General features: G+C 53.1%; 21 protein-coding genes. 10 read left to right on the top strand and 11 right to left on the bottom strand.

The features are described from left to right. Positions 1-62 precede the first annotated feature (62 nt). The 6 genes from J4G78_RS14465 (at position 63) to J4G78_RS14440 (ending at position 6,664) form a co-directional block, all read left to right on the top strand. Positions 63-1,346, top strand: a complete 1,284-nt coding sequence (locus J4G78_RS14465; protein ID WP_207987220.1) for a spinster family MFS transporter — start codon at positions 63-65, stop codon at positions 1,344-1,346. Between the two features lie 70 nt (positions 1,347-1,416). Beyond that, the gene (recQ, locus tag J4G78_RS14460; RefSeq protein WP_207987219.1) at positions 1,417-3,204 is read left to right on the top strand and encodes a DNA helicase RecQ; all 1,788 of its coding nucleotides are present in this window, start codon (positions 1,417-1,419) and stop codon (positions 3,202-3,204) included. Then, positions 3,201-3,590, top strand: a complete 390-nt coding sequence (locus J4G78_RS14455) for a hypothetical protein (protein ID WP_207987218.1) — start codon at positions 3,201-3,203, stop codon at positions 3,588-3,590. Before recQ ends, J4G78_RS14455 begins: the two co-directional genes overlap by 4 nt. Continuing rightward, complete coding sequence (locus tag J4G78_RS14450; RefSeq protein ID WP_310737221.1) at positions 3,587-4,135, top strand: protein tyrosine phosphatase family protein; 549 nt, start codon at positions 3,587-3,589, stop codon at positions 4,133-4,135. The genes J4G78_RS14455 and J4G78_RS14450 overlap by 4 nt, the downstream gene beginning before the upstream one ends. A 43-nt stretch (positions 4,136-4,178) precedes the next feature. Then, positions 4,179-5,144, top strand: coding sequence for a sterol desaturase family protein (locus tag J4G78_RS14445; protein ID WP_207987217.1), 966 nt, complete (start codon positions 4,179-4,181; stop codon positions 5,142-5,144). Then, positions 5,078-6,664: a GMC family oxidoreductase gene (locus tag J4G78_RS14440; protein WP_207987216.1), complete on the top strand. Its 1,587-nt coding sequence runs from the start codon at positions 5,078-5,080 to the stop codon at positions 6,662-6,664. Before J4G78_RS14445 ends, J4G78_RS14440 begins: the two co-directional genes overlap by 67 nt. 22 nt (positions 6,665-6,686) lie before the next feature. Here J4G78_RS14440 and J4G78_RS14435 read toward each other — a convergent pair whose 3' ends face one another. Then, complete coding sequence (locus J4G78_RS14435) at positions 6,687-7,730, bottom strand: hypothetical protein (protein WP_207987215.1); 1,044 nt, start codon at positions 7,728-7,730, stop codon at positions 6,687-6,689. Positions 7,731-7,925: 195 nt separating this feature from the next. Here J4G78_RS14435 and J4G78_RS14430 point away from each other — a divergent pair, with 195 nt between their 5' ends. From J4G78_RS14430 to J4G78_RS18210, 3 genes are all read left to right on the top strand, one after another. Beyond that, complete coding sequence (locus J4G78_RS14430; protein ID WP_243457114.1) at positions 7,926-8,636, top strand: COG3904 family protein; 711 nt, start codon at positions 7,926-7,928, stop codon at positions 8,634-8,636. A gap of 73 nt (positions 8,637-8,709) precedes the next feature. After that, complete coding sequence (locus tag J4G78_RS14425; RefSeq protein WP_207987214.1) at positions 8,710-9,546, top strand: S1/P1 nuclease; 837 nt, start codon at positions 8,710-8,712, stop codon at positions 9,544-9,546. 260 nt (positions 9,547-9,806) lie between these two features. After that, positions 9,807-10,088: a hypothetical protein gene (locus J4G78_RS18210; RefSeq protein WP_243457113.1), complete on the top strand. Its 282-nt coding sequence runs from the start codon at positions 9,807-9,809 to the stop codon at positions 10,086-10,088. Positions 10,089-10,103: 15 nt separating this feature from the next. On the opposite strand, the gene J4G78_RS14415 is transcribed toward J4G78_RS18210, so the two are convergent. From J4G78_RS14415 to J4G78_RS14405, 3 genes are all read right to left on the bottom strand, one after another. Continuing rightward, entirely contained in the window at positions 10,104-11,207 is a 1,104-nt protein-coding gene (locus tag J4G78_RS14415; RefSeq protein ID WP_207987213.1) for an alpha/beta hydrolase, read from the bottom strand. A gap of 112 nt (positions 11,208-11,319) precedes the next feature. After that, on the bottom strand, positions 11,320-12,003 hold the full coding sequence (locus J4G78_RS14410) for a LytR/AlgR family response regulator transcription factor (protein WP_207987212.1): 684 nt from the start codon (positions 12,001-12,003) through the stop codon (positions 11,320-11,322). Between the two features lie 62 nt (positions 12,004-12,065). Then, entirely contained in the window at positions 12,066-12,974 is a 909-nt protein-coding gene (locus tag J4G78_RS14405; RefSeq protein ID WP_207987211.1) for a haloalkane dehalogenase, read from the bottom strand. Between the two features lie 859 nt (positions 12,975-13,833). Here J4G78_RS14405 and J4G78_RS14400 point away from each other — a divergent pair. Next, entirely contained in the window at positions 13,834-14,526 is a 693-nt protein-coding gene (locus J4G78_RS14400; RefSeq protein WP_207987210.1) for an outer membrane protein, read from the top strand. 77 nt (positions 14,527-14,603) lie between these two features. On the opposite strand, the gene J4G78_RS14395 is transcribed toward J4G78_RS14400, so the two are convergent. From J4G78_RS14395 to J4G78_RS14365, 7 genes are all read right to left on the bottom strand, one after another. Next, on the bottom strand, positions 14,604-16,856 hold the full coding sequence (locus J4G78_RS14395) for a M3 family metallopeptidase (RefSeq protein ID WP_243457112.1): 2,253 nt from the start codon (positions 16,854-16,856) through the stop codon (positions 14,604-14,606). A 184-nt stretch (positions 16,857-17,040) separates the two neighbouring features. Continuing rightward, positions 17,041-17,778 carry an enoyl-CoA hydratase/isomerase family protein gene (locus J4G78_RS14390; protein ID WP_207987209.1) on the bottom strand — a complete coding sequence of 246 codons (738 nt, stop codon included), beginning with the start codon at positions 17,776-17,778 and terminating at the stop codon, positions 17,041-17,043. Between the two features lie 126 nt (positions 17,779-17,904). Next, positions 17,905-18,552, bottom strand: coding sequence for a PEPxxWA-CTERM sorting domain-containing protein (locus J4G78_RS14385; RefSeq protein WP_207987208.1), 648 nt, complete (start codon positions 18,550-18,552; stop codon positions 17,905-17,907). Between the two features lie 157 nt (positions 18,553-18,709). Continuing rightward, entirely contained in the window at positions 18,710-19,558 is an 849-nt protein-coding gene (locus J4G78_RS14380) for a phosphodiesterase (protein WP_207987207.1), read from the bottom strand. A gap of 27 nt (positions 19,559-19,585) precedes the next feature. Further along, positions 19,586-21,454, bottom strand: a complete 1,869-nt coding sequence (locus tag J4G78_RS14375) for a cytochrome c3 family protein (protein ID WP_207987206.1) — start codon at positions 21,452-21,454, stop codon at positions 19,586-19,588. A gap of 15 nt (positions 21,455-21,469) precedes the next feature. Then, positions 21,470-22,351 carry a hypothetical protein gene (locus J4G78_RS14370; protein WP_207987205.1) on the bottom strand — a complete coding sequence of 294 codons (882 nt, stop codon included), beginning with the start codon at positions 22,349-22,351 and terminating at the stop codon, positions 21,470-21,472. A gap of 130 nt (positions 22,352-22,481) precedes the next feature. Further along, complete coding sequence (locus tag J4G78_RS14365; protein ID WP_243457337.1) at positions 22,482-24,884, bottom strand: cyclic nucleotide-binding domain-containing protein; 2,403 nt, start codon at positions 24,882-24,884, stop codon at positions 22,482-22,484. Positions 24,885-24,986: the final 102 nt, after the last annotated feature.

The raw sequence follows: 24,986 nt of genomic DNA, 5'->3' as shown, positions 1-24,986 counted from the left end.
CCAAAATGACGCCTAGCTAAACAAAGGGTGTGCTGCCGCATAACAACGTGACAAAAGAGTGCATGGCCGGCCTAGAGACCACCGCAGCAAACAAATTATCGGCTTCCAGTCGTTATCCCAATTATGTGCTTGGCGTATTGTTTGTTGTGACGATGCTCAATTTCCTTGATCGGCAGATTATTTCGATTTTGGCGGAACCTGTAAAACGCGATTTGGGGCTCACCGACACGCAAATTGGTCTCATGACCGGGCTCTCATTTGCGATTTTCTACACCACGCTCGCCATCCCAGTCGCGGCGCTTGCGGACAAATGGAACCGCAGTCGGATCATTGCTATCGCCATTGCCATCTGGTCCGCGATGACGGTGCTCTGCGGGCTTGCCACCAATTTCGTACAACTCTTTCTTGCACGCGTTGGTGTCGGCGTTGGGGAAGCCGGGTCTGCACCTGCCTCTCATTCGCTAATTGCTGATCTGTTTCCGCCAGAACGCCGTGCTGGCGCGCTTGGCATATTGGGTATGTCCGTACCGATTGGCGCCTTTATCGCTTATGCCGGTGGCGGCTGGGTTGCCGAAAACTTCAGCTGGCGCGTGGCTTTCCTGATGGCTGGCTTGCCGGGTATCATCATCGCGCTGGTCATCTGGTTCACCGTTCCTGATCCGCGCGGCAATGTATCACTGGCTGCGGCCTTCAAGCCCGACCCCGATAAGGTGGGCCTTAAAGAAGCGCTCAAAGAGCTGTCTTCCAAACCCGCCTATTGGCATCTGGTTGCCGCCGGTGTGCTGGTGCAATTTGTCTCGTACGGACTTGCCAGTTTTTATGGCGGCCTGTTCGTTCGGGTGCATGAGATCGGCTATGGCGAACTGGGTTGGAAGCTCGGCGTCATGGTTGGCGTTTCTGGCGGCTTTGGCGCATGGGTAGGCGGGAAAGCCGGTGACTATTTTGGCAAGCTTCGCCCGACGCTGCCGCTTTTGGTTGCTGCACTGATCATGGTGCTTGCTGCCCCAGGTATGATCTGGGCAATCTATGGGCCAAGCGCCAATGTCGCCGTCATTTTGCTTGCCATCCCGACCTTTGCCGCGACTTTTTACTATGGCCCCAATTTCGCGGCGTTGCAGAAATTGGCGAGTGACGAGACCCGCGCCATGGCGGTGGCGATTTATCTGCTGATCGCGGGGATTATCGGTTTGGGAGTTGGTCCGGTCTTTGTCGGTATCCTGTCGGACACATTTGCCGGTGAACTTGGTGAAGCCGCAGCCTTGCAGCGAGCCCTTGCCATATTGGCGCTGTTCAATATCTGGGCCGGTTTTCATTTCTGGCGCGCTACGCGGTCCATGCCCGAGTGATCATCGCACAAAATCCTATATTTCCACTTTAACGGTTTCGCTCTTTCGATCTGCTGGTTAGGACGGAGGCATGATCGAAAATCTCTTACCGCTGCTGAAATCAACCTTTGGGTTCAATGCACTTCGCGGCGTGCAGGATCAGGTAATTACGCGCGTGATGGACCGGCAGAATACACTGACCGTGATGCCAACCGGCGCTGGCAAGTCTTTATGTTACCAACTCCCGGCGATTGCCAATGAAGGCACGGTAGTCGTGATCTCTCCATTAATCGCGTTGATGCACGATCAACTGCGGAGCGCCGAAGCGGTGGGCATCCGGGCGGCAACCTTGACCTCGGCTGATGACAATCGCGCCGAAACTATTGCCCGTCTGAAAGCAGGCGAGCTGGACCTGCTCTACGCGGCTCCAGAACGCGCCTCCGGTGAGCATTTCCGCAATCTGCTGGAACAGACCAGGATTTCACTGTTTGCGATTGATGAAGCGCATTGCGTATCGGAATGGGGACATGACTTCCGGCCTGATTACCGACTGCTGCGCCCCTTGCTAGATCATTTTAGCCACGTGCCGCGCCTCGCGCTAACAGCCACCGCAGATGCCCATACTCGCGATGATATCTTGGTCCAGCTCGGTATCGAACAAGACGGTTTGATTATTGCCGGTTTTGACCGCCCCAACATCCGTTACAGTATTTCGCCGCGCAAAGGCCTGACCCGGCAAGTCGCCGATCTCGTTGAGCGCATTCCAGGACCTGGCATTATCTACGCGACAACTCGCAACGCAACCGAGAAAATAGCGGATCAGATTGCTCGGACTGGCCGCAGCGCGCGCGCCTACCATGCTGGACTCCCGCCCGAAATCCGGCAACGTAATCAAGCAGATTTTGTCGCCTCGGAAGACATGGTGATGGTGGCGACCATTGCTTTCGGTATGGGAATCGACAAACCTGATGTGCGCTTTGTAGCGCATGCCGGTCTACCCAAATCCATTGAGGCCTATTATCAAGAAACCGGCCGCGCAGGGCGTGATGGCGATCCCGCAGAAGCGCATATGTTCTGGGGCGCCGAAGATTTTGCCAAAGCGCGACAAAGGCTGACAGAAGTTGACGAGCAGCGGTTGAGCAGCGAACGGACGAGGTTGGCAGCCCTCGGCGGACTAGTCGAGGCAGCGGGATGCCGCCGGGCGATATTGCTGAAACATTTTGGCGAAGAGCCTCCCAAAAGCTGCGGCAATTGCGACAATTGTCTGAACGCACCAATTACCCGCAATGTCACAGAGCTTGCGCGCAAGTTTCTATCTGCCGTTTATCGCACTGGTCAGAGTTTCGGTGTCGGCCATCTCGAAGCTGTCCTGACCGGCAAGCAGGAAGATAAAGTTCTATCACGCGGGCATGACCGGTTATCGGTCTTTGACATTGTTGATGGCGAAGAAGCGCCGCTCATCAAACCAGTCTCGCGCTCGTTGTTGCTGCGCGATGCGCTGCGCAATACCGAGCATGGCGGGCTCATGTTCGGGCCAGAAGCGCGCGCGATATTGAAAGGCGAAGCGGAGGTTGCGATTGTCGAGCCGCCCAAACGTGAACGTAAGAAACGGCGCAGCGGTTCTTCTCCCAATCCGGTTGGCGACCCGCTGTTTGATGCCTTGCGGGCCAAGCGGATGGAGCTCGCCAAGGAACAAGGCGTGCCGCCCTATGTAATTTTCCACGACAGCGTATTACGTGACATGACGGGCTTCAAACCGCGCAGCCTGTCTGCGCTAGCGGAGCTCCCCGGAATTGGCGCAGCGAAGCTTGAAAAATATGGCGACCCGTTTCTGACCGTGATTCAGCAGGTTACCGAAGCGCAGGAGGAAAGCGTGTGAAGAAGCTTGCTGTTATGGCCAGCGCCATATGCCTCTCAGTAGGAATATCAGTTTCGGACGCGGCTCCGCTTGCGAAATCGCCGAACGCAGACGACCATTTCCCGCCGCTGCCATGGACAGATTTCTATGGCACTGAGCATTCGGCTGCCATTCCTGATGCTGTGCGCTCCTACATGATTGCAAAGCAAGTCTGTCACTATTTCAGCACGCTCTACTCAAACCGGTTCGGCGAGGCCGAATATCGCTATATTGAGGCCAACATCAAAGCCAACTGCACTGGTCTGGAATCGCGCGAGAAACAGCTGCAGGTAAAATTTGCCGACAATCCGATTGCCATGTCTGCTATAAGGCGACAGATTGCCGCATTGGGAAAACCGCAACCATGAAAATCCGCCACTTAGTAATCCTGCTTGCAGTGACAGCATGCAGCACCGAGCAGAAAGCCTCGGACGACGGGGTCAGCCCTGCGGCCGAGCTATTAGCCGAAAAGGAAGCCTCCACCATGTTCCGCTCCATCAACGAGAAAGTCAGCGTATCTCCACAGATCACACTAGAGGACATCGCGGCCGCGAAAGCGGAAGGCGTGACTCTGATTGTCAATAACCGCCCCGATGGTGAGGAACCCAGCGCACCACAAAGCGCCGATATCGAAGCGGCGGCCAAGGCCGCCGGCATTGACTATGTTAGCATCCCGATCACCCATAGCGGCTTTTCCGCACCGCAGGTCGACGCCATGATCGCGGCTCTGGCTGGCGCCAAGGGCAAGACGCTGGCTTATTGCCGCTCTGGCACACGCTCGACCCTGCTATGGTCACTGGCACAAGCCAAGAAAGGCGTATCTCCTGACGAGATCGCGCGCCTCGCCGGTAATGCCGGGTATGATATCACGCCCGTGCGCGCGATGGTGGAGGCTTTGGCAGGTGAAAGCTGATAGACGCTAGACAGCAACTTACATTCATGTAAATACCGTGGGCATGGAGAGCTTTCCGTCCCCTACCCTTTGGGCGATTCCCTTTTTCGTGGCAACTGTCGCGGGTGAGTGGCTATGGAGCCGAAAGAACCGGCATATCCGCTATGAGACCAAAGACGCGATGACTTCACTGCTGCTCGGCACGGGCAGTCTGGTGGCCGGTGTCTTGACAGGTGGCATGGTGCTCGCACTGTCGCTTTGGGTTTACGAATATCGCCTGTTCGACTTCGCAATCGGTTGGCCGCATGCGTTGTGGCTGATCCCACTGGCTTTCATGCTCGACGATCTGGCTTATTACTGGTTCCATCGCACAGCGCACCGGGTTCGCTGGTTCTGGGCCGCGCATGTCATTCATCACAGCAGCCAACATTACAATCTGACCACTGCGCTGCGGCAAACCTGGACCGGCTTTTTTGCCCTCAGCTTCATCTTCCGCATGCCGCTATTCTTCCTCGGCTTTCCGCCCGCTTTGATTTTCTTCCTCGCGGGGGTGAATCTGGTCTATCAATATTGGATCCATACCGAAGCGATTGATCGGATGCCGCGCTGGTTTGAAGCGGTAATGAATACACCGTCCCACCACCGCGTCCATCATGCGACCAACCCGCGTTATCTCGACCGCAACTATGCCGGGGTCTTCATCATCTGGGACAAGATGTTCGGGACGTTCGAGCCAGAGACTGCGGAAGAGAAAATTCAATATGGCATCATCAAAAATCTGAACAGCTATAATGTCCTTTGGGCCGCCTTTCACGAGTGGATCGGTATCTTTAAGGATTTATGGTCAGCGCCTTGGCGTTATAAACTGAATTATCTGATAAAACCGCCCGGGTGGAGCCATGATGGTTCCCGAGAAAGCAGCGAAACCATAAAGAAACGCTGGGCAAAGCAGGAGAGAGCAGCATGGCAGAATATGACATTATCGTCATCGGCGGCGGATCAGCAGGTAGCGCGGTTGCCGGACGGCTAAGCGAAGATGGCAAACGGTCCGTCTGCTTGATCGAAGCGGGCGGCAACAACAATAACTTCCTCGTCAAGACGCCGGGGATGATGCCATTTTTGTTGAAAAACGCAAATTGGCGGTTTGATACGGTGCCGCAAAAAGGGCTGAATGGCCGGATCGGCTATCAACCGCGCGGACGCGGGCTCGGCGGGTCCAGTGCGATCAATGCGATGGTCTATATTCGCGGCAATAAATGGGACTATGACAATTGGGCAGCTCTTGGCTGTGAAGGGTGGAGCTATGATGACGTCCTGCCCTATTTCAAGAAATCTGAAGGTAATGAGCGAGGCGGCGATGACTATCATGGCGGCGATGGCCCACTATCGGTCTCCGACCAGAAATGGCTGAACCCCGGCAGTGTTGCCTTTGTCGAAGCAGCGCGCAATTTGCAGATTCCAGTTCTGGATGACTTTAACGGCGCAGAGCAGGAAGGCATGGGCGTTTATCAAGTCACGCAGAAAGACGGCGAACGCTGGTCCGCCGCGCGCGCTTATGTCGAGCCGGGTCGCAAGCGGCAAAATCTGGATATCAAGACCAAGTCACTGGTTGAAAAGCTGATCGTCGATCAAGGCCGGGTTACCGGCGTGCAGATCAAACACGGCCTCAAGCGCGAAACGCTCTCCGCCAAGGGCGCTGTTGTGCTTTCCGCTGGGGCGTTTGGATCGCCGCATATCTTGCAATTGTCGGGCATCGGTCCGGCAGAGCATCTTACAGAAATGGGTCTGAAAGTTGCAGCCGACAAACGGGAAGTCGGCGCAAACCTGAAAGACCATATTGATTTTGTCTCGGGCTATCAGACGGAATCCAAAGAGCTGATCGGTGACTCGCTGCAAGGGACCGTGCGTATGGGCAAAGCGATGATTGAGCACCGTATGAAACGCACCGGCATAATGACCACCCCTTATGCCGAAGCAGGCGGCTTCTGGAGCTCTGACCCTGATGTGCCCGCACCGGATATCCAATATCATTTCGTACCCGCCATGCTGGAAGATCACGGCCGCGAAAAGGTCAAGGGCCATGGCTTTAGCTGTCACGCCTGCGTGCTGCGCCCGTACAGCAAGGGCACCGTGCGTTTGGGTTCCACCGATCCCAAATCAGCGCCCGCGATTGATCCCAATTTCCTCGATGATGACCGTGATATCGCAACCTTGCGTAAAGGTGTCAGGCATATGCAGCGGATTATGGAAGCGCCGCCGCTGACTGATTTCAAACCCACCAATCGGCATCCGATTGACATGAGCAACGATGACGCGCTCGATGCTCTAATTCGGGAGCGTGCTGATACCGTCTATCACCCTGTTGGCACCTGTCGCATGGGCAGTGATGATGATGCCGTGGTTGATAGCCGTCTGAAGTTTAAGGGTCTGGATGGGCTCTATATTGCTGATGCGTCAATCATGCCGGAGATAATCAGCGGAAATACCAATGCACCGAGCATCATGATTGGCGAACGGGCAGCAGACTTTATCAAGGCGGACTTGGTATAAAAGCCAAGATAGAAAAGCATAGCTAGGCCAATATGGTATAGCCCTCATCGCCCTGCCCACGGCACATTTGTTTCGACACGCGGGTTTCCTGACCGTCGATAATCGCGACATCGGTGATGCTGAGGCATTTGCGGCCATTAGGCTGCGTATTGAGCGCGGTGACCGTTGATGATCCCGATACACCGGCCCGGGTCGGGCTTTTCCACGTAGCGGTGGCACCAACCTCTTCTTTTTCGGTAACTTCTACCGTTGCTGCTACCGCCTCTTTCTGTTCTTCTTCAGTCAACTGACAAGCGATTTCACCAACCAGCACCGCTCCGGCGGCGCTGGAAATCAGCGTCCCGATTTTGCCCAGACCAGCAGCATTGCCAGCTACTCCGCCCAAAAGGCCGCCAAGCACACCGCCGCGCTTCTTGGCTTTTTTACATTTTTGCGGGCCTTTTGACTTTCTCGCGCTTTTAGTCTCGCCATTCTCGCTTTTTCCGGATGCGTCATCTTCTGCTACATATTCCGGCACCGGATAACCACCGCAGCCGGTATTGAAACAAAAGCGATCCTGCAGATAGGCACGATCCTTCTGATAGCGTTCCTCTAACGTCCGATAAACTGCCAGATTAGCGCCATCAGGATCAGAAGCGCCATGTTCTTGCATCATTGCCTTGTAAAAATCATCCCGGCTTTTTGCGGAATATTCCATTTTGCCGGCAACTTGACCGGTATAAATCGCCGATATCTCATTTTGGTGTTCAATCATGCGCTGACGAAACGGGGTCAGCACTTCGGCATAATAACCATCAAGCAATATCGTGCAGCGATTGGTATCTTCAGCCTTGTCAAACGGGGCCGCGATTTTCTGAAAATCTTCCCGGCAGTCGGGATAGCCATCCTGGCTGAGTACCGGCGTCGGCGGCAAAGCTGGCAAATCCGGTTCGGCTGTCACAGGAGCGACATAGGCGCGATCGGCCTCTGTTCCTTCTTGCTCTTGGGCGAATGCGGGCGATCCAATAGCAGCAAGCAGCAACGCTGTGATGAGCACATGAAACATGCGGGTTATTCTCGTCGTCATTAGATTGCCTCCCCCTGAAATTAGCTAGCTTTAAAAACATGTCACCGCAAGCTTAGCCAACCTGCATCAGCTACCTATCCATGATGAAGATATAATTTACGCCGCCTGTTTCAGTCTGTCTGTGAAATATCGCACTTCTTGTTACAAAATTCATATTAGCCTATGATACGACTGCAGCAGGCGGGAAGAATAAACATGAACAGATATTGTAAACCATTGATATTGCTGACAGCGATGCTGGCTGTTCAAGGAAACACTGCACCTGAAATAGACGCGGAAAACCCGACATGCCCCGCGAAACCGAATTGGACCAGCAACAAGAAAATGGAGCTCACACCAGTGGAGCGCGGCGGAACGAAAGTTCTTTTGGCGGAAGGTGTGGTGGATGTTGATCTGCCCGATCGGTTAAAAAAGACATTATCGGAGAACCCCGATATTACCGAAATCTGGCTACGCTCTCCCGGTGGTCATGCGCGCGCTGGCAACGAGGCCGGCCGCGTCATCCGGGAATTAGGCGGCTTGATGATCACTCGCATTCCCGCCGGATGGACCTGTTTCAGCGCCTGCAATTTTGTCTTCATGGGCGGCCGTGCGCGGATCATAGAAGCGGATGGCGACTTCATGGTCCACATGTTCACCATGACCGGCGATCGCAACGCGATTAATTACAGCATTGAGATGGGCACCGACTCGACAGTGGAACTCATTGGTGAGGTCGAGCAGGAAAGTGCGCTTCTTGCTACCGAAGATAACGACTTTCTGATCCGGATGGGTGTATCGCGCAAATTGTTGACCGACATTATGTACAAGCAGAAGGCGGTAAAAACGGAAGGATCAGACCAATCCACCCGCCGGTGCCTCACCAAAGCGGAAGCGCTTAAATATAACGTTGCAAATGTGGAGTAGTCGGGGCGCCCTCGGGCAACCTAACGACCAAGGAATACACATTTCTGTAATCTAAATAGCGCACTGATCTATCATGTTTAAAAAACTTCTCATTCTCGCTTTGTTGCTTTCACCAACGCCTGCTTTCGCATGGGGCGCCTATGCCCATCGCACAATTGCCGGGATCGCGGAGCAGAATATTGACCCGGTTACTAAAGCGCGGATGAATAGCTTGTTCCGGTCCGCTGCTTTGTTGGGAACCCCGCAATGCGATCTTAAAAATATCGGTGATGCCAGCGTCTGGCCTGATTGCATACGCCGGGACCGGTTGCGGTGGAATTACACCAGCCCCTGGCATTATCAGAATGTCGATATCTGCAAGCCCTTTGATCTGAAAAGCGCATGCCGCAACGGCAATTGCGTATCCGCTCAAATTGACCGTAATGCGGCGTTGCTCAAGGACAAGGCGCTGCCCGCCCACGTTCGGCTGGAAGCGTTAACCTTTCTGGTACATTTCGTAGGTGACATGCATATGCCGCTCCACAGCGGTGATCGCAGCGATCGCGGCGGCAACGATGTCAGCGCTGCTTATGGCGCTATCGAAGGCCGCATGAACCTGCATTGGTTGTGGGACGGCCCGCTGGCAGAACGGGCTATTACAGATGGACCAGAAATGGTGCGCGTCTATAGCGCAGAGGAAAAATCCGATAAATCATTCGGAACTACCGACTTTTGGGCCATGCAGGCTTGGCAAATTGCACGCGACTACAGTTACACGACGGTTGAGGACCAACCATCTTGTGGTCCGAAACTTACGCGCCGGGGCAAAGTGGACAATGATGAAATCCGGATGCTGATCCCGACCGCGCGACTCCAGATAGAACGATCTGGCCTGCGACTCGCAAGACTGCTCGAAGAATCTCTAAATTAACCAATTTTAACAGTTTCTTAAGGATATCTGTCAATATTTGGCGGTTTTCCGTAACTTTTTTTTAACTTTTTTTTCCGCAGAGATTCAAAGACTTGCGATCACATGTGCGGAAGGTCACGCCGAGATGGCGGAAAAATCCTATCTACATTTGCGTGAACCTTTATCTCTTCGTCGACGGAAAGAAACGGTTCACCGTCAATTCAGTAACGAACCTTAGTCTGCTGCGTAGTAAGTTTGGCAACAACCGAGAAGGAAGAACGATGTATTTGTCCCCAAGATCATTCGTCAACCGTCCTCAAGACGCTTTGGCCGAATCTACCGATTCACAACAGGCAGCTGTGCTGCAACGCGGATATCAACCGATGTATCATCTGGATATCGTCAATCGCTGTCCTGGATGCGGTAAATCCCATTGGCATGTTGGCCGGTTCAGCGCAGAATGCGCACATTGTGAAACGGCACTGCCGCTCGCAATTGTATCCAGCCAGCCCATGGAACCGCGCTTTACAGAAAGTTTCAGCAAAACGGCGATGGCAGCCTGATTGATTAGATCGGCGTTAATCTGACGACCCGACGACCCGGCTAAGCCACTGGCTGACAGGGGCCACATATAGTTGATGCGCTGTGGCACGGTTTTGATAAGCATAAGCAGCATATTTGTCAGGATATAGTGCCAAACCATGATCAGCCTGTTTTATCTCCAGCCATTCCGCTTGGGCATGTGAACGCCGGTTAATCATATCGACAATCATCCGATGCCCATGACGGGTTTCAAATTGTTCATATTCGCCAAATACGACCAATACGGGGACATCAAGAGACAACCAGGCTGCAAGAAAATTTTTCTCCGCAGCCTGCCAATGCCAGGCAAATGGTCGGCCATAATGATCGTCGGCATTTGTCCCGCGGATTTTCTGCCATATGCCCGCCAGTTCAGGATTGTCTGATACGACTTCATCCGGCGTTTTCTGACCGATTAAATAATGCTGAAGAAACGCTATTCGCTGGAGCATTTCAGGATGAATATTTTCCGGTTTCACAGCACCAGATCGTTCCACATATAAGCGTTCGAAGTTTATCATGCGTTCCAGATAGGTGACCGCGCCGCCACCTTGCACGACTACACCAGCGACATCATTATTTTGAGCAACCAGAGGAGCTGTCGTTGAGCCCAGACTTGACCCCAGAATAACCACCCGCTGCGGATTTACCCATGGATGCTGCTTGGCCTGGACTAAAGCCTCGCGATAGTGCCGCACCTCTGTATCATAATCGAGCTTATCACAGCCTGCCCCTTCGCTATCACCGGTTCCGGAGCGCTCGATGCGGATCATGACCATCCCGGACTGTTGCGCAAGCAACCGCAATTGGGTGTCGCGCTCGCCGGGAAAGACTATCGTGTCGCAAGAAACCCATTGGGTCACAAATATTACCGGCAATCGCTCACTGGTCCCTTCGGGGCGGGTAAGAATGCTGCGTAGGCGCAAGCCCTCTTGAGTGGTGATCGTCCCATATTCGGTTTCCAATCCCTTGGTCTGTTCCAACGGCCCGTCCGATGCTGTTTCCAGACCTCCTGTTACCCGGGTCTGGGCGTATATCGGATTCCCGTTTAAACCGGCCATCGCCATTGCGAGGACCAACCCTGTCAAAATTTGTCGCATAACCATCCTTTTCAGCCTCTTTCCTATGATGAGAGCAAACTGATAGAGGGGTGCAATGTTGCGCAGAAAGGGCAATGTGACGAAGGGACGAAATTTACGCCCTTGATATCGTTTACAGCAAAGCCGAACGGTAACGATTACCAGTCTTGAAGGTCAGGCCATTATTTAGAGTGACAATGTTGCCGGTTAAATCCTGAATATTTCGCCGCCGAACGAGAACGGATCGGTGGATCCGAACAAAATCATGCGCGGATAAGAGACTTTCCATCGCGGAGATCGACATCCGGTGCAATATCGGTTTCCCTGATCCGTGTAATTCAACATAATTGCCAGCGGCCATGACCCAATCAATCTGGTCGATAAGGAGGGGCAGCTCGTTTGAGGAAACCAGTTTTTTGGCCATGGCACGGTCCGATACGAAACGCTTCAATACCCATGACAGTGCTAGCATTCCCACGATAATCGCTGCACCCGGCAATCGTCTGGTCAGCTCAAACACCACATCACTGTCAAAAAATATGCTATCCAGATACGACATTCCGGCGGCGAAGATAACCACGATGCCCAATCGAACGGACCATGATCTGAGCCGCTTTGCAGCTTCAAAACATATCAACCATGGAACGATATTGAGCGCAGCCCAGATAATCCCATCGATCAGGGGTTCACCTCGCCCAGCAAGCGTGGTGTAAATCACGCAATATAAAGATGATACTAGCGTGAGAGCAAATGCCACGAGCAAAGCCTGGGCAGCAGTCAAGGGGCGAATGAAAATTCTGTCCAAACCGTCGCTCAACAAAGCCTCTGTCCCGTGTTTGTTTTCAATCCCTCTTTATTATCAGGATAACTGATAGCTGACTAGACATCACCAAATGCTTCGAGTGCCGCCCGGGCAATGGGCTCTCCCCATTCCTGCACAAAGTGGCCGCCACCTTCGATCATCATCGGTGCGGGGCAGCCGTTGATCAGCTTTTGTAATTTAAGCATGGCAGGTGGGCCAAGCACCGGGTCGGCATCGCCGATAGCCATGAAGCTGTCACCTTGCCATTCATCTTTCCAGAAAACGGCAGCTTGCGTGCTAACTTCTACCCCATCCATTTCGGGCGACACCGGGACAAGAGCGGGAAATTTGCGCGCGCCTGCCTGATAGGTAGCGTCTGGAAACGGCGCATCGTAAGCTGCAATTTCCTGCTCGGTGAGATGCGGCGTGCCACTGGCGATAATTTGACCGGTTTTGAACTCCGGCGTGTTGAGGGCAAATTCTTTCCATGCATTAAAGCCATCACCCGGCGTGCGGCCCAAACCAAGCCCTGTATTCATGACGATCAACCGTGACAGGCGTGCTTTGAAGGCATCGTCGACAGGTAGCGTCAAGCCAATCAACCCGCCCCAATCCTGCACAACTAGCGTAATATTCTTCAGGTCCAGTCGTTCGACTAATGCAAGAATATAGTTACGGTGAAAATCAAACGTGTAATCATCCAGCTCAGTCGGCTTGTCGGATCGGCCAAAGCCGAAAAAATCAGGTGCAACAACGCGCGCGCCGCTTTCGAGAAAAACCGGCATCATCCGGCGGTAAAGAAACGACCAACTCGGTTCTCCATGTAAGCATAAAAACGTACGGTCTGCATCTCTCGCACCTTCATCAATCCAAGCAGCGCGAAGCCCCTCATAGCCCGGCAAATCCTCTGCATAATGAACTGGGTAATCAAAATCAGGAATATCGGCGAAGCGTTCATCGGGCGTGCGGACGGCATTTATGGTCATGGCGTAGGGCTCCTCTTTTGGAATTCTGTTCTAGTTTTGATTCGAAACCTGTCAGCCGATAGCCAATCGGTCAAGGGCGCATATCCGCACCGAGGCATCGCAAAATGAAGCGCATCGGCGCGTCGAACGGCCAGGATAATCAAGGCTCATCAACCGCTTCGGACTGAAACGAACTGATACAAACTGATACGAATTGACCACATTGTCTCCACATTTCGGGCCAAGAAATTTTGGTGCGGGGCAAGCTAGTCCGGAGTCTTAATGCTTATATCGCAAAAAGCGAAGAACGTGTCACACCAGATTCGCCGGCGATTGCTAACCGCCGGCATGACACTTATTCTTGCTGCCTGCGGGCGTGATGGCAACGCAGAGTCTTCGCCAGTCAGCTTGCCGCCATCTAACCCCGTTCCAGCACCCATCCCAACTCCAACCCCTGCGCCAATGCGCGAATTTATTCCTGTCCCGGCTCTTTTGACTGGACGCCATGGATTGATTTTGAAAATGGCTGTTTCGCATTGATTGCACGGCGAGGAGAGCGAGCAACTGCGGAAGTTGGCATTAGGCTGGAACAAATATTGCAGCCGCTCATCATGGAAGTCATCGCCAAGCGCTGATCACAGATAATAGAGCGAGAGCCATATAATTGGCCGGAATTGTCATACCCAGCCAGCATATAATGGCTAAAATACAACAGTTTCAGACAGATTTTACATTATTTTAATTTTGCGACGAACGGTGGCGATCTGTCATTTTCCGTTCAGCTAAATTCGCGCATCGGGCACCTGTTCACAACGAACATAGTAATGTCTGTGGTCTGTTTTTCCGCAGATTTGTATGAATAGTAATATTGGAGTTAGTTATGAAATCCCCCCTAATACTCTCTCTCCTCGCTGGCAGTGTTATGCTTCCAGCGGCGGCACAAGCGCAGGAGCAATCTTCCTTTTCCGGTCCCCGGATCGAAATTCTTGGCGGCTATGATACCCTGCGCTCCGGCAGTGATGTCGACATCGACACCGACGATGACGGCATTTTCGAAGATAATGACCTTGATCAGTCGGTTGACGGCTTCGCTTATGGTGTAGCCGCTGGTTATGACTTCGACCTTGGATCGGTGGTCTTTGGCGTTGAAGCCGAATATATGGACTCAACCGGCAAGCAGGAAACCGACGAAGACATTGCCGCGCCATTTGGTTACCGGATCAATGTCAAACGGGACCTGTATCTTGGTGCCCGGATCGGTGCCAAAGTTGCTCCGCGTACTTTGATTTACGCCAAAGGTGGTTACACCAACACAAGCGTTGAATCGCGATTTCAGGACCGGATCGAAGATGATGGTTTCGAATTTGAATTTGACGATACACAGACGATTGATGGCTTCCGCGTCGGCGCTGGCATCGAACAACTGATCGGTCCAGGCTATGTCAAACTGGAATACCGCTATTCCAATTATAGCGGTCTGAAATTCGATGACGAGCTGTTCTCCGACAATAGTGAGATTGGCATCGACCTTGACCGGCATCAGGTCTTGGCCGGCGTTGGTGTTCGTTTCTAGTCACTGACGATAATGAAAAAAGAGGGCGCGCCAACCAATTGGTTAGCGCGCCCTTTTTATATTTATAGTGTAACAGTCTAGTCGTTGCCGACTGTTTCACCGCCCTCGGCACTGGCGCTTTCACCCGGTACTGGGAAACCGCGTTTCTTGAGGATATATTTAACCTCTGGGTCGCGGCCGCGGAATTTCCGGTAAGCCTCTTTGCGATCCGTTTCGTTGGCGGTAGAGAGAATGATCGAACGGAAACGCTCGGCGGTTTCCTCGTCCCAGACATCGCCCGCTTCTTCAAAAGCCGCCCACGTATCCGCGTCCATAGTCTCAGACCACAAATAGCTGTAATAGCCAGCCGAATAAGCATCGGATGAGAACAGGTGGTTAAACTGTGGCAAACGATGGCGCATCACAATCGTATCCGGCATGCCGATTTCCGCCAGTGTCTCGCGCTCAAACGCATCAGGATCGGTCACAGGCTCAGAGCGGTTATGCAGCTTCATATCAACGATTGCGGACGACAGATATTCCACCGTTGAAAAACCTTCATTGAAGGTTTTCGACTTGTTGATCTTATCGACCAAAGCTTGTGGCATCGGCTCGCCCGTTTCGGCGTGCTTGGCATAGTTGTCGAGCACATAGCGTGTCAGCAGCCAATTCTCGTTTACCTGGCTGGGATATTCAACAAAATCGCGCGGTGTGCCACCAAGGCCGGGATATTTAATATCATAGTTGAGATAATGCAGCGCGTGTCCAAACTCATGGAACAAGGTAGAGGCATCGTCCAGACTGATCAGCGTTGGTGATCCTTCGCCGCCTTTGACGAAATTGTTGTTGTTCGACGCCAACACGTACCGGTTATTACCGCCCAGTTCATATTGACTGCGATAGGTAGTCATCCAAGCGCCGGAGCGCTTACCGGCCCGGGCAAAATTGTCGAGATAAAACAGCCCGACCAGCCTGTCGCCGCGTTTAACTTCAAAGGTTCGGATATCGGAATGGAAAACCGGCACCGTTCCCGTATTTTCGGTAAAGGTCATGCCGTAAAGTTTATTCGCTGCGTCGAACATGGCTTCCACCATGTTGTCGAGTTTGAAATAAGGTTTGATCTCCGCTTCATCGAGATCATATTTCGCTTTGCGAACTTTCTCGGCATAGTAGCGATAATCCCACGGTTTGATCGTGATGCCAGCATTCTCAGCATCCGCAATTTCCTGCATATCCGCGACTTCTTCCTCGACGCGTGCAACCGCAGCAGGCCACACCTGCATCATCAATTCCATCGCCGTTTCAGGCTCTTTCGCCATCGTGTCGGCCATCCGGTAATGCGCATGAGTTTCAAACCCCAGCAGTTTCGCCCGATCAGCACGTAGCTTGAGGATTTTGGCGATGGTCATATTCGTGTCATTCGCATCACCATTATCTCCACGATTAATATAGGCGTTATAAACCTTCTCGCGCAGATCACGGCGGGTCGAGTTTTGCAAGAAGGGCTGCATGACCGAACGGGTATTCTTCAGTGCCCAGCCTTCTTTGCCCTGCTCTTTCGCAGCTTCAGCGATCGAAGCGATAAAGCTGTCGGGTAGACCAGCCAGTTCCGCCTCGTCGGTCAAGAAAATAAAGGTTTCTTCGTCTGCTAAAACTTTGTTCGAAAATTCGTTGAACGCCTTGGACAGTTCGGTGTTGAGTTCGATCAACTTTTGCTTGTCAGCGCCTTCGAGCAGTGCACCGTTGCGGACAAGCCCTTCATAGTCACGCTCAACCAGCCGCAGTTGCTGTGCATCAAGGCCAGCTGTCATCCGGCCATCATAAACGGCTTTATAACGTGCAAAAATCTTCGGATCCAGCGTCAGTTCATTGAAAAACGCGGAAATTTTCGGAAGCCATTCTCCCTGGATTTTGCGGACTTCGTCATTGGACAGATTGCTGGAATGCACACCCCATATCGCAAATAGTTCATTCGCTTTATTACCCGCAAGTTCTAGTGGGACGGTTGTATTTTCAAAGGTTGCTGGCTCTGGATTATCGCGCACGGTTTCAAATTCGGCTTTGATATCTTTCATCGTCTGCTCGAATGCCGCAGGGAAATCAGAGACTTTCACTTCATCCCATGGTGGTACGCCATCATAAGGACCGGTCCACTCCTGCAAGACACTGTTTTCAGATGCGTCAGAGGTTTTCTTCATGCCGCTATTTCCATTCGCGCTCATTTTGTTGAGTTCTGCTGTGGTCATCTTCTTTCCATGATCATCGGCCAACGCTGGGCTGCCGCCAAAGCCGAGTAAGGCTGCCGTGGATACGCCCAGAAAAAATTTGCGGCTGGAAACTGAAAGTCGCATTTATGTCTCTCCAATAAATAGCTGTTGTGGCCCCTGTTCAGGACACAAATCTCTACATTTTTTTACGCTTGATACCCCGATACAATAACAGTGTATCAAAGGCAAAAAGGTTGCGTTTGAAATCATGTTTTAGATAAACAGCGCTTAGCCGTCGATGAACGACACGGCTTTGGGGCGGCTCGCGCTATTTCTTTACAAATGCGTTGATCCGGTCCTGCATATCAGGTCCGGTGCCTTCATTCTCCATGACTTCCCATTGCAAACCAGCGTCCAGCGGGTTTGAATCCGTTGCCTCAAGCAAGCGTTTGTTCGCAGCATGCGAAAAGGCCGAATTCTCCAACATCCGCCGGGCCAGCGCCTCGGTTTCGGCTTCAAAATCAGCGACCGGAAAAACCTGTTCGGCCAGCCCAATTCGCAATGCTTCATCTGCCAGTATCGTTTCGCAAGTGAACATCAGTTTTTTGGCAGTGGCTATGCCAACCCGGCGCGGCAGCCGCTGGCTCATGCCCCAGATGGGAGTCAAAGCCCATTTTGCATGGGTATCACCAAATTTGGCATTGTCCGCTGCGACGATGAAGTCGGCAGCCAGCGCCACTTCCAGCGCGCCTGTATAGCAATGGCTGTGAACCGCTGCGATCACCGGCTTTGGCAGCTTTTCCATCATCCGCAAGGTTTCCGAATGCCAGCCACGCGAGGGCACCTCTTCCCCTTCGGAAATGTCATTCAGATCGTGGCCCGCGGAGAAGCATTTGCCCGCGCCTCGCAAAATGACACAACCGACTGTATCATCCCTGCGGATATCCGAGATATGCTGACGCAATTGTTTAAACAGACCGACGGTTAGGCTGTTCAGCTTGTCCGGCCGGTTTAATGTGAGAACCGCCAGCCCATCTTTATCGTCACGCAGCACCAAGTCTGTCACATCCATTCTCCATTACACTGAAACAGTCTTTGATCAACTATGCGCTATAGGGGATGAATTGACCAAAGAAAAAGCCCCGCCAGATCACTCTGGCAGGGCTTTTTGGTAATTTTGTTTTATTGGCGCTTAAGCGTAGCTTACTTTCACGTTCGCCTTACGCTGACGGCGCATTGCGCCCCCAATGGCTCCAAAGCCAAAGATCATGAACGCCCATGTTGCAGGCTCTGGAACAGCGCCAAATTGAACGTTGTCCAATGCGAAACCATCATCTGCTCCAGCAATTGTCTGAAATTCAATCGTCGTGAACGCCACGTCCGAAACTATTCCGAAGAACCCATCAACAGGAGCAACTTGCTCACCACCTGCAAAAAGCAAGGTTTTGTTTGGATTGCCATTATTTATTTCATTGAAGATGCCGGAAAATGACGAAATGCTGCTATCAAAGGTGAGGAAAATCGAACCCCCGTTTGAGATCCGGCCGGACAAATTTGGTGTTCCGTTTACGTCGAAGCTACCATTGGTTGGCGCCGGGCCAATAAGGTTTTGCGCCGGATTATTGCTATTGCCTGACAATGAAACGGTAAATGGTCCTGCATCAACAGGAGCAGCATTGAACTGCGCCGCCGTCGTGAAGCTATCAAATGTCTCGGTTGTTGTCACACCGGCCGCGGCATCGAAAGAGGCCTGATCCGTGTAGACAATGATCGCAGCGGATGCTGAAGTTGCCATGAAGCTTGCTGATATTGCTGCAGTTGCCAAAAGAAGTTTTTTCATGTTGCTTGCCCTGTATTAAAGTCTAGATCGGGGGAAAATTTGTTTCGAGGATTATTGATCCTAACGATTTGTTAACAGTTTTTACTTGGTTGAGCAATCAACTTTGTGCGTTACGGTGTCCTGTACTAATCTGGGACATATCAACCGGATAGAGCGGTTATTCCGGCCGCTCTGCCAGCAACGCCCGCACTAACGGCTGCAAATTCTCGTCATAGCGGGCAAGCATCACATGCTCCTCCGCCGTCTCAAAATGGCTGACCAGCTGTTTGCCGTTCCACCAATGAAGCGCGATGGCGGGCGGATCGGCCACGATCATGTTACGACCATCAGGATTTTCCGGGTCAATCGGTTCGAGATCAAAGGCGACTTGCGGAGCGGTTGAGGCACAGATGGACAGGCTTGTGCCCTCAAACGAGGTCGAAATATTGCGATGCAAATGGCCCGTGATCATGCCTTTGACTTGGTTATGTCCTTTAATCGTATCCGCCAGCGTCGATACCCACGGTTCACGCGGATCCGTATTCATCCAGGCAATGCCGGATTCCACAGGGGGGTGATGTAATATCAGCAATGTTGGCTTGTCCTGCTTTTCAGACAGCCGGTCGGCCAGCCATTTTGCCCTGACATCACAAAATGCACCGCCATGACGCCCCTCTTCAAGCGTATCAAGAAACAACAGACGTAGCGGACCATCATCAACCTCATATTGAACAAAACCACCAGCGGTCGGAACGTCAGGAAACTGCTTTTGGAACGGAGCGCGCAAATCATGATTTCCAAGACACATATAGACCGGAAACGGCAAGTCTGAAAAAGCGTCTTCGAGACGCATATAGCTATCCTGATCGCCGCGATCGACCAGATCGCCGGTGGCGAGTAACGCATCAGGGCGCGGCGTCATCTCGCATAACGCCTTAAGCGCCTGATCGAGGCGCTTGCGATTAAATTCCGACGGATTATCTGGATCGAAACCCAGATGAATATCCGTTACTTGCGCCAATAGCATGGGCGCTTCCCCTCTCTTGCATCGCCTTTAACGACTGGCAATCTTTTGCTTTCGAATTTTAACAGTCAGCTTATCAGAAGGCTTCCGTGCCTTATTGTCATTTGCCATATTATCTGGTTTTTTGCGTTTGTCCTTTTGCTGCTCTTTGATCAACCACGGCGCACCGTCGTCGGCATGATAGTCATGACACATCGCGCATGTCGATGGGACATCAGACGATTTCTGGAACTCGCCCCCATGACATTCGCGGCAGGTTTTAATGCCGGGCAACAACAAGTCGCTTGCATCGTTGGACTTGGTGGCTGCGTGACAGCTCGTGCAATCCTCATCATTATGCGCTTCGTGGCTGAACCAGCCCTTGTGCATATAGCGGTCGGTTTGGGTCACTGGTTTGATGCCATAGTCGACACGACCACGCGCCGTTGGCGGGGTAACGCCGTGGCAATCGAAACAGGCGCCGCCGCGTGAAAATACTTGCTGGATGGCGAGATTGGCGCGGCTCGGCCGGAATTGAACGGCGCGTGCATAGTCGCTGGCGACGCGGTTGTTATTCTGGGCACCAGGCCGACGGCGCTTCATACCGCCAAGATTAATCGGCCGCTGTGGACCGGTAGAACGATAATAGGCCCGCAGGTCCGCGCGAACCATGTCAGGCTCGCCGTGGCGCAACGTTCGCACCGTATTGCCGATTTCTTCGAAAGCGAGACTGTGGCACATCGCGCAATCTTCTTTCATGTCCACCGGTTCAAACCGAACGCCATTAGAATCCGGCGTATGACAATCTGCGCAGACGAGCGAATCACCAAAATCATATTTCGCCGACAGCCGCCGCCCCATTTGCGCGACACCGCCAGTTTTCGACATATGAACATCATGCGGGAATTTCAGACCATTATATTCGGTTGGCTTCTCATCCAATGAAACCCTTTTACGAGGCGGGTTTTTACCGCCGGGCTTGACCAGCAACGCAGGACGAAACTGCGGGTGTGAAATCCCGAAATCAGCTGCATTTTCAAGCTTCGTATCCGTCAAGCGCCCGTCCATTCCCTCGTGGCAATCCGCGCAGAATTTTTGCGCAGTGGGCTGCATAGCACCCTCGCCCTCATGCTCGGTGTGACATTCGACACACCTGCCGGGTGGCTTGTTAAAAGCGGAAGCAAAAGCCGCACCGACTTTTTCAAATCCTTCGGGCTCACCCATCGCGGTCAGCAGACGGTCTTTCTTGGCATGGTCGTGGGCGTCATCCTCATGACAATTCATGCAGGTCTTGTCCTGCACCGTGACAAAGGCATCGACATGGCAAGCCTGGCAATCGCCTTCCAGGCTGTGATGCGCTTCGCTCAACTCGCCCGACGACCACATTGTATCAGCATGGAACCCTTCGGGCCGTTCTTCGATGCCGCGATAGGTTGCCCAAGTGTATATCGGCCAGACCAGAAACGCGGCGAGCAGAAGCCCGATGAAACCCCATGCACTAATCCGTTTACCGGGTAACAATCCTTTGAGCGTGTAAAGCGCGCCCTCTTCCCGGTCTTCAGCGGAATCAGACAGAGCTTCCACCCGTTTGACAGTTAGAATGACGCCTTCGGCATCCTGGCTGACCGCTATCACATGGCCGCCAAAGCCAAGTTCTGCGCCTTTGGCGGGATCAATCGCCGCAGACATTTTTTCGCGGCCATCGACGGAAAATTTCTGGCCCGAAATACTCTCAATTTCTATCTGGCCGTCATCGAGCTGGCGAATGACCGCATGATCAGGATTAACGGCCAGATCCGGTAAGTGAATGGCATTTGCAGCGTTCCGTCCGATCCCGATTTGCGGGTCCGTAAACGGATTGGCGCGGATAATCTCGCGGCCATCGGCGGTGACGGCAATTTGGCGAACGATAAAGGTCATCAGTCTATCCCCCGCCTACCAGTAAAAGAAAACGCTGATGATATGCGCCGAGAGCGACGCGATCAGGGCGAAAGTCATGGGCACATGGACGAATAGCCAGACCTGCAGCAAGGCCTTCAATCGGAGATGGCGGCGCACGCGGGCGAGCGTAGCCTCTTTCTTTTCGAGCAACGCATCGACTTTATCGAGCGGATCATCACCCCCCATGCGCGGCTGATAAGCGCGTTCTCGCCGCAAATCAGCCTGCGCAGCGCGGGTAGCGCAATTGGGATATTTTCCGGAAACCCGTTTCAGGAAACCGCCGCCGAAAGGGTCCTGTTCCAGCGATTGCAGCACCAAAGCGGCATGTTCCGCCGATAGCGGTTGCGCCGCTTCATGCAATTGCCGGTCGAGCGAGCGCAGGCTTTCCAGCATCTGCGTCTCGGTCATCTCGTCGCGGTTGTTGGAGAGAGCCTGCGGGATGGTGGCATAGAAATATATGCCGAATATGCCGGAAATAATGACGATCATCATGAAGGCATAGGCGGCGGTGTGAATATTCCAGCCAAACTGAAAACCGGTATGCAAAGTGCCGATGACGATCAGGCTGAGACCGAGATAAATATGCGCCGAGGTCCAAGCTTTCAGCGACCATTTGCCCGCCGTCATGGCACGCTTACGGACACCGAGCATGGTGAGCCAGAGGATCAGCCCGGCACCAATCGTACCAAGCGTATAGCCATACCAGCTACCGCCATTATGGCGCGGGGAAACGTCGATAAAGAGATAACTGACGATCGATACCAGCATGATGAAGGAGGCAATTTTCAGCCATTTATAGCCAGCATGTTTTAAGAAGCCGTCATGCATTGCGACTTTCTTTTTGGTGACGCCGCCGGGAACTGGAACGGAGGCCATTATGAATGCCCTCCCATTCCCAGCGTCATCCCAGCGAAAGCTGGGATCTCCTCAAGTAGAGCGGTAACCTTGGCGAAATCCCAGCTTTCGCTGGGATGACGGTGCACGATATCGAAAAGCAGGCTCCTCATCATGCGTCCTCCTGCTCAAGTTTGGCGACGGTTAGGAATTCCTCCGGTGCCACACGAATGGCGGCTCCAGTAGGACAGGCGCGCACACAGGCAGGACCACCGTTAATCCCGGCGCACATATCGCATTTGATCGCTTTTTTCGGTTTTTCGACCGCTGGATCGCTTTTTTCCGCAACCCATTTCTTGTCCGGCTCACCAGGGCCAGGGCCAAAACCAAAGAGCAGCCAGTTCAGGATACCGGGCTTCTTCGGCGGCACCTTATCCATTCGGATCACACCATAAGGGCAATAGCGCTGGCAATTGCCGCAACCGATGCAGGTATCATCGATAAATACTTCGCCATCAGGACCACGATGGATTGCATCTGGCGGACAATCCGACATGCAGTGCGGATGCTCACAATGGCGGCAGCTGGTTGGGACATGGAGATGCGCATAGGTGCGCCCCGCCTCGCGGTCGAGACGGCTCAAGCCTTCATGGCTGTCGGCGCAGGCCTTCTCACAATTGTCGCAGCCAACACAGAGATTTTCGTCAATCAACAGCACATCCGTCGCTTCGCCAATACCGTTGTCGACAAGGAAATTGGCGACGCCGGAATACATATCCACGACACCGGAAAAGCTGTCCTTTTTTGCTTCGACAAAGGCGTTAATATCTTGCCGTGCGGCCATGTCTTTTTTGGCGCGGCGGAGCAAATCAGGATGCGCGTCTAACACTTTTTTAAACGCATCGCCCTGTATCTTGATGACTTCAGACTTGATCGCCGCCTTTACTGTTGCGGTGCGCATGCCGCCCGCAATGAGTGTCATTTCACCGACATAAGAACCGGCTGGCAGATAGGATAGGAAAACGGGCTTGCCGCCAATTTCCTTCTCAACCACCATCGACCCGACGCGGATCACATAAATGTCATTCCCGTCATCGCCCTCGTTGATAATCGCTTCACCCGCGCGGACATTCATAATCTCGCTAGTCTCAACCGCTTCGGATATGTCCTCTTTGGTCAAACCGGAGCCGAACATTTGCAGCAATTGCCGCTCGGTCGAGATGCGGGTGATCGCGCGCTTGGCCGCGGGCACGGAGGCCTGCAATTTTAGTGCCGCCGTACGCGACACTTCAATCGCGATCATGTCTTCGGCGGCCCTGATGGTGGCACCACGGCGACGGCCGGAGATCAGACCAACTTCGCCAAAGATCGAGCCTTCCTCAATCGGAATGACCACAGAGCTATCGCTGGGGTCAACCTCAACCAACACGGACCCCTGCGCAATGGCAAAAAGCGATGATCCGGGATCATTACGTTCAAAGATCGTTTCCCCGCTGCGATAGGCAATCGGTTCGCTGTCGAGCATGAATTCGCGCATTTGCAAAGGCGACAGATCGTTGAGGATCGTAACCTTCTCGCGGAAAAATTCGAGCCATTCATCGACCGACTTACCGCCGGGCAGGCTGGCAAATTTTGTCTCGAGTATCGGTTCATCAGCGGGTTTCAGGTCTTTGTTGCCGTTGATAAATTCAATGACATCATAGCCTTGGTTCATACAGTGCTTGATCAGCGGATAACCGGCCAGCGCACCGATGACATAGATGCCCTTCTTGGTGCTTTCGAAAGCGGGCGTTAGCTTGGGATAAGCCTCCCGATCCTCGCTCGTAAACTCAATCCCGCATTCCTCGACAAATTTGCGCGGCGGCGCGGAGCCCATGCGCGCGATGATGCGGTTGCAGGGAATGGTTTCCTGACCATCGCGGGTTTCCAGAACCAGCTCGCCATCTTTGACTTCGGCCGGCGTCGTCTCGTTACGGATCATCACCTTGCCTTGCTCACCCGCTTCCATCAGCAGCTTCACATTGGCCTTTTTCGCGCGGGCAAATTCCGCCGAACGGTTGAGAATGGTGACAATATTATTCTGCGCCGCATCCGCCGCCAGGCCGAGCGCATTCTCAATCCCGGCATCTCCGGAACCGATGACCGTAATATGCTCGTCATAATATTCACCGGGATCATCCAGCTGATACTGCACCAGTTTGTTATCACCGCCGGGGCAGCGCATCAGGTTGGGGTTACCCTGCGTGCCAATCGCCATAACAATCGTCTCAGCCATTACTTTATCGCCGTTTTTCAGGGTGATCGTGAAGTTTCCTTCGTCCCCCTCGATCTTCACCGGCTCGGCATTAAACTGCACATTGACTGCGCAAGCCTCGGTCTGCTTGTCCCAGATTTCGAGGATCGCCTCACGCTTGCCAGCGTCAAAATCCATATCCGAACGCAGCACCAGCTGGCTCGGCGTTGCCATGACATGCTTGCCTTTTTGATATTTGTAGATGGTGTCGGAAAGATGGCCGGTTTTTTCCAGCAGCACATGCTTTAGCTTCAACTGTGCCGCACGGCCAGCGGCGCTCATGCCGGCCGGGCCAGATCCTACGATCACTACTCGAAACTTATCCGCCACGCGCTTCTTCCCCCTTGCACCGCTTCAGCCCAACGCTCCCTCATGCGTTTCACA

It is taken from the genome of Parasphingorhabdus cellanae, from assembly GCF_017498565.1.
GTDB lineage: Bacteria > Pseudomonadota > Alphaproteobacteria > Sphingomonadales > Sphingomonadaceae > Parasphingorhabdus > Parasphingorhabdus cellanae.
The sequence above is the reverse complement of the archived record's forward strand: the minus strand, read 5'-3'. Positions and strand labels throughout refer to the sequence as shown.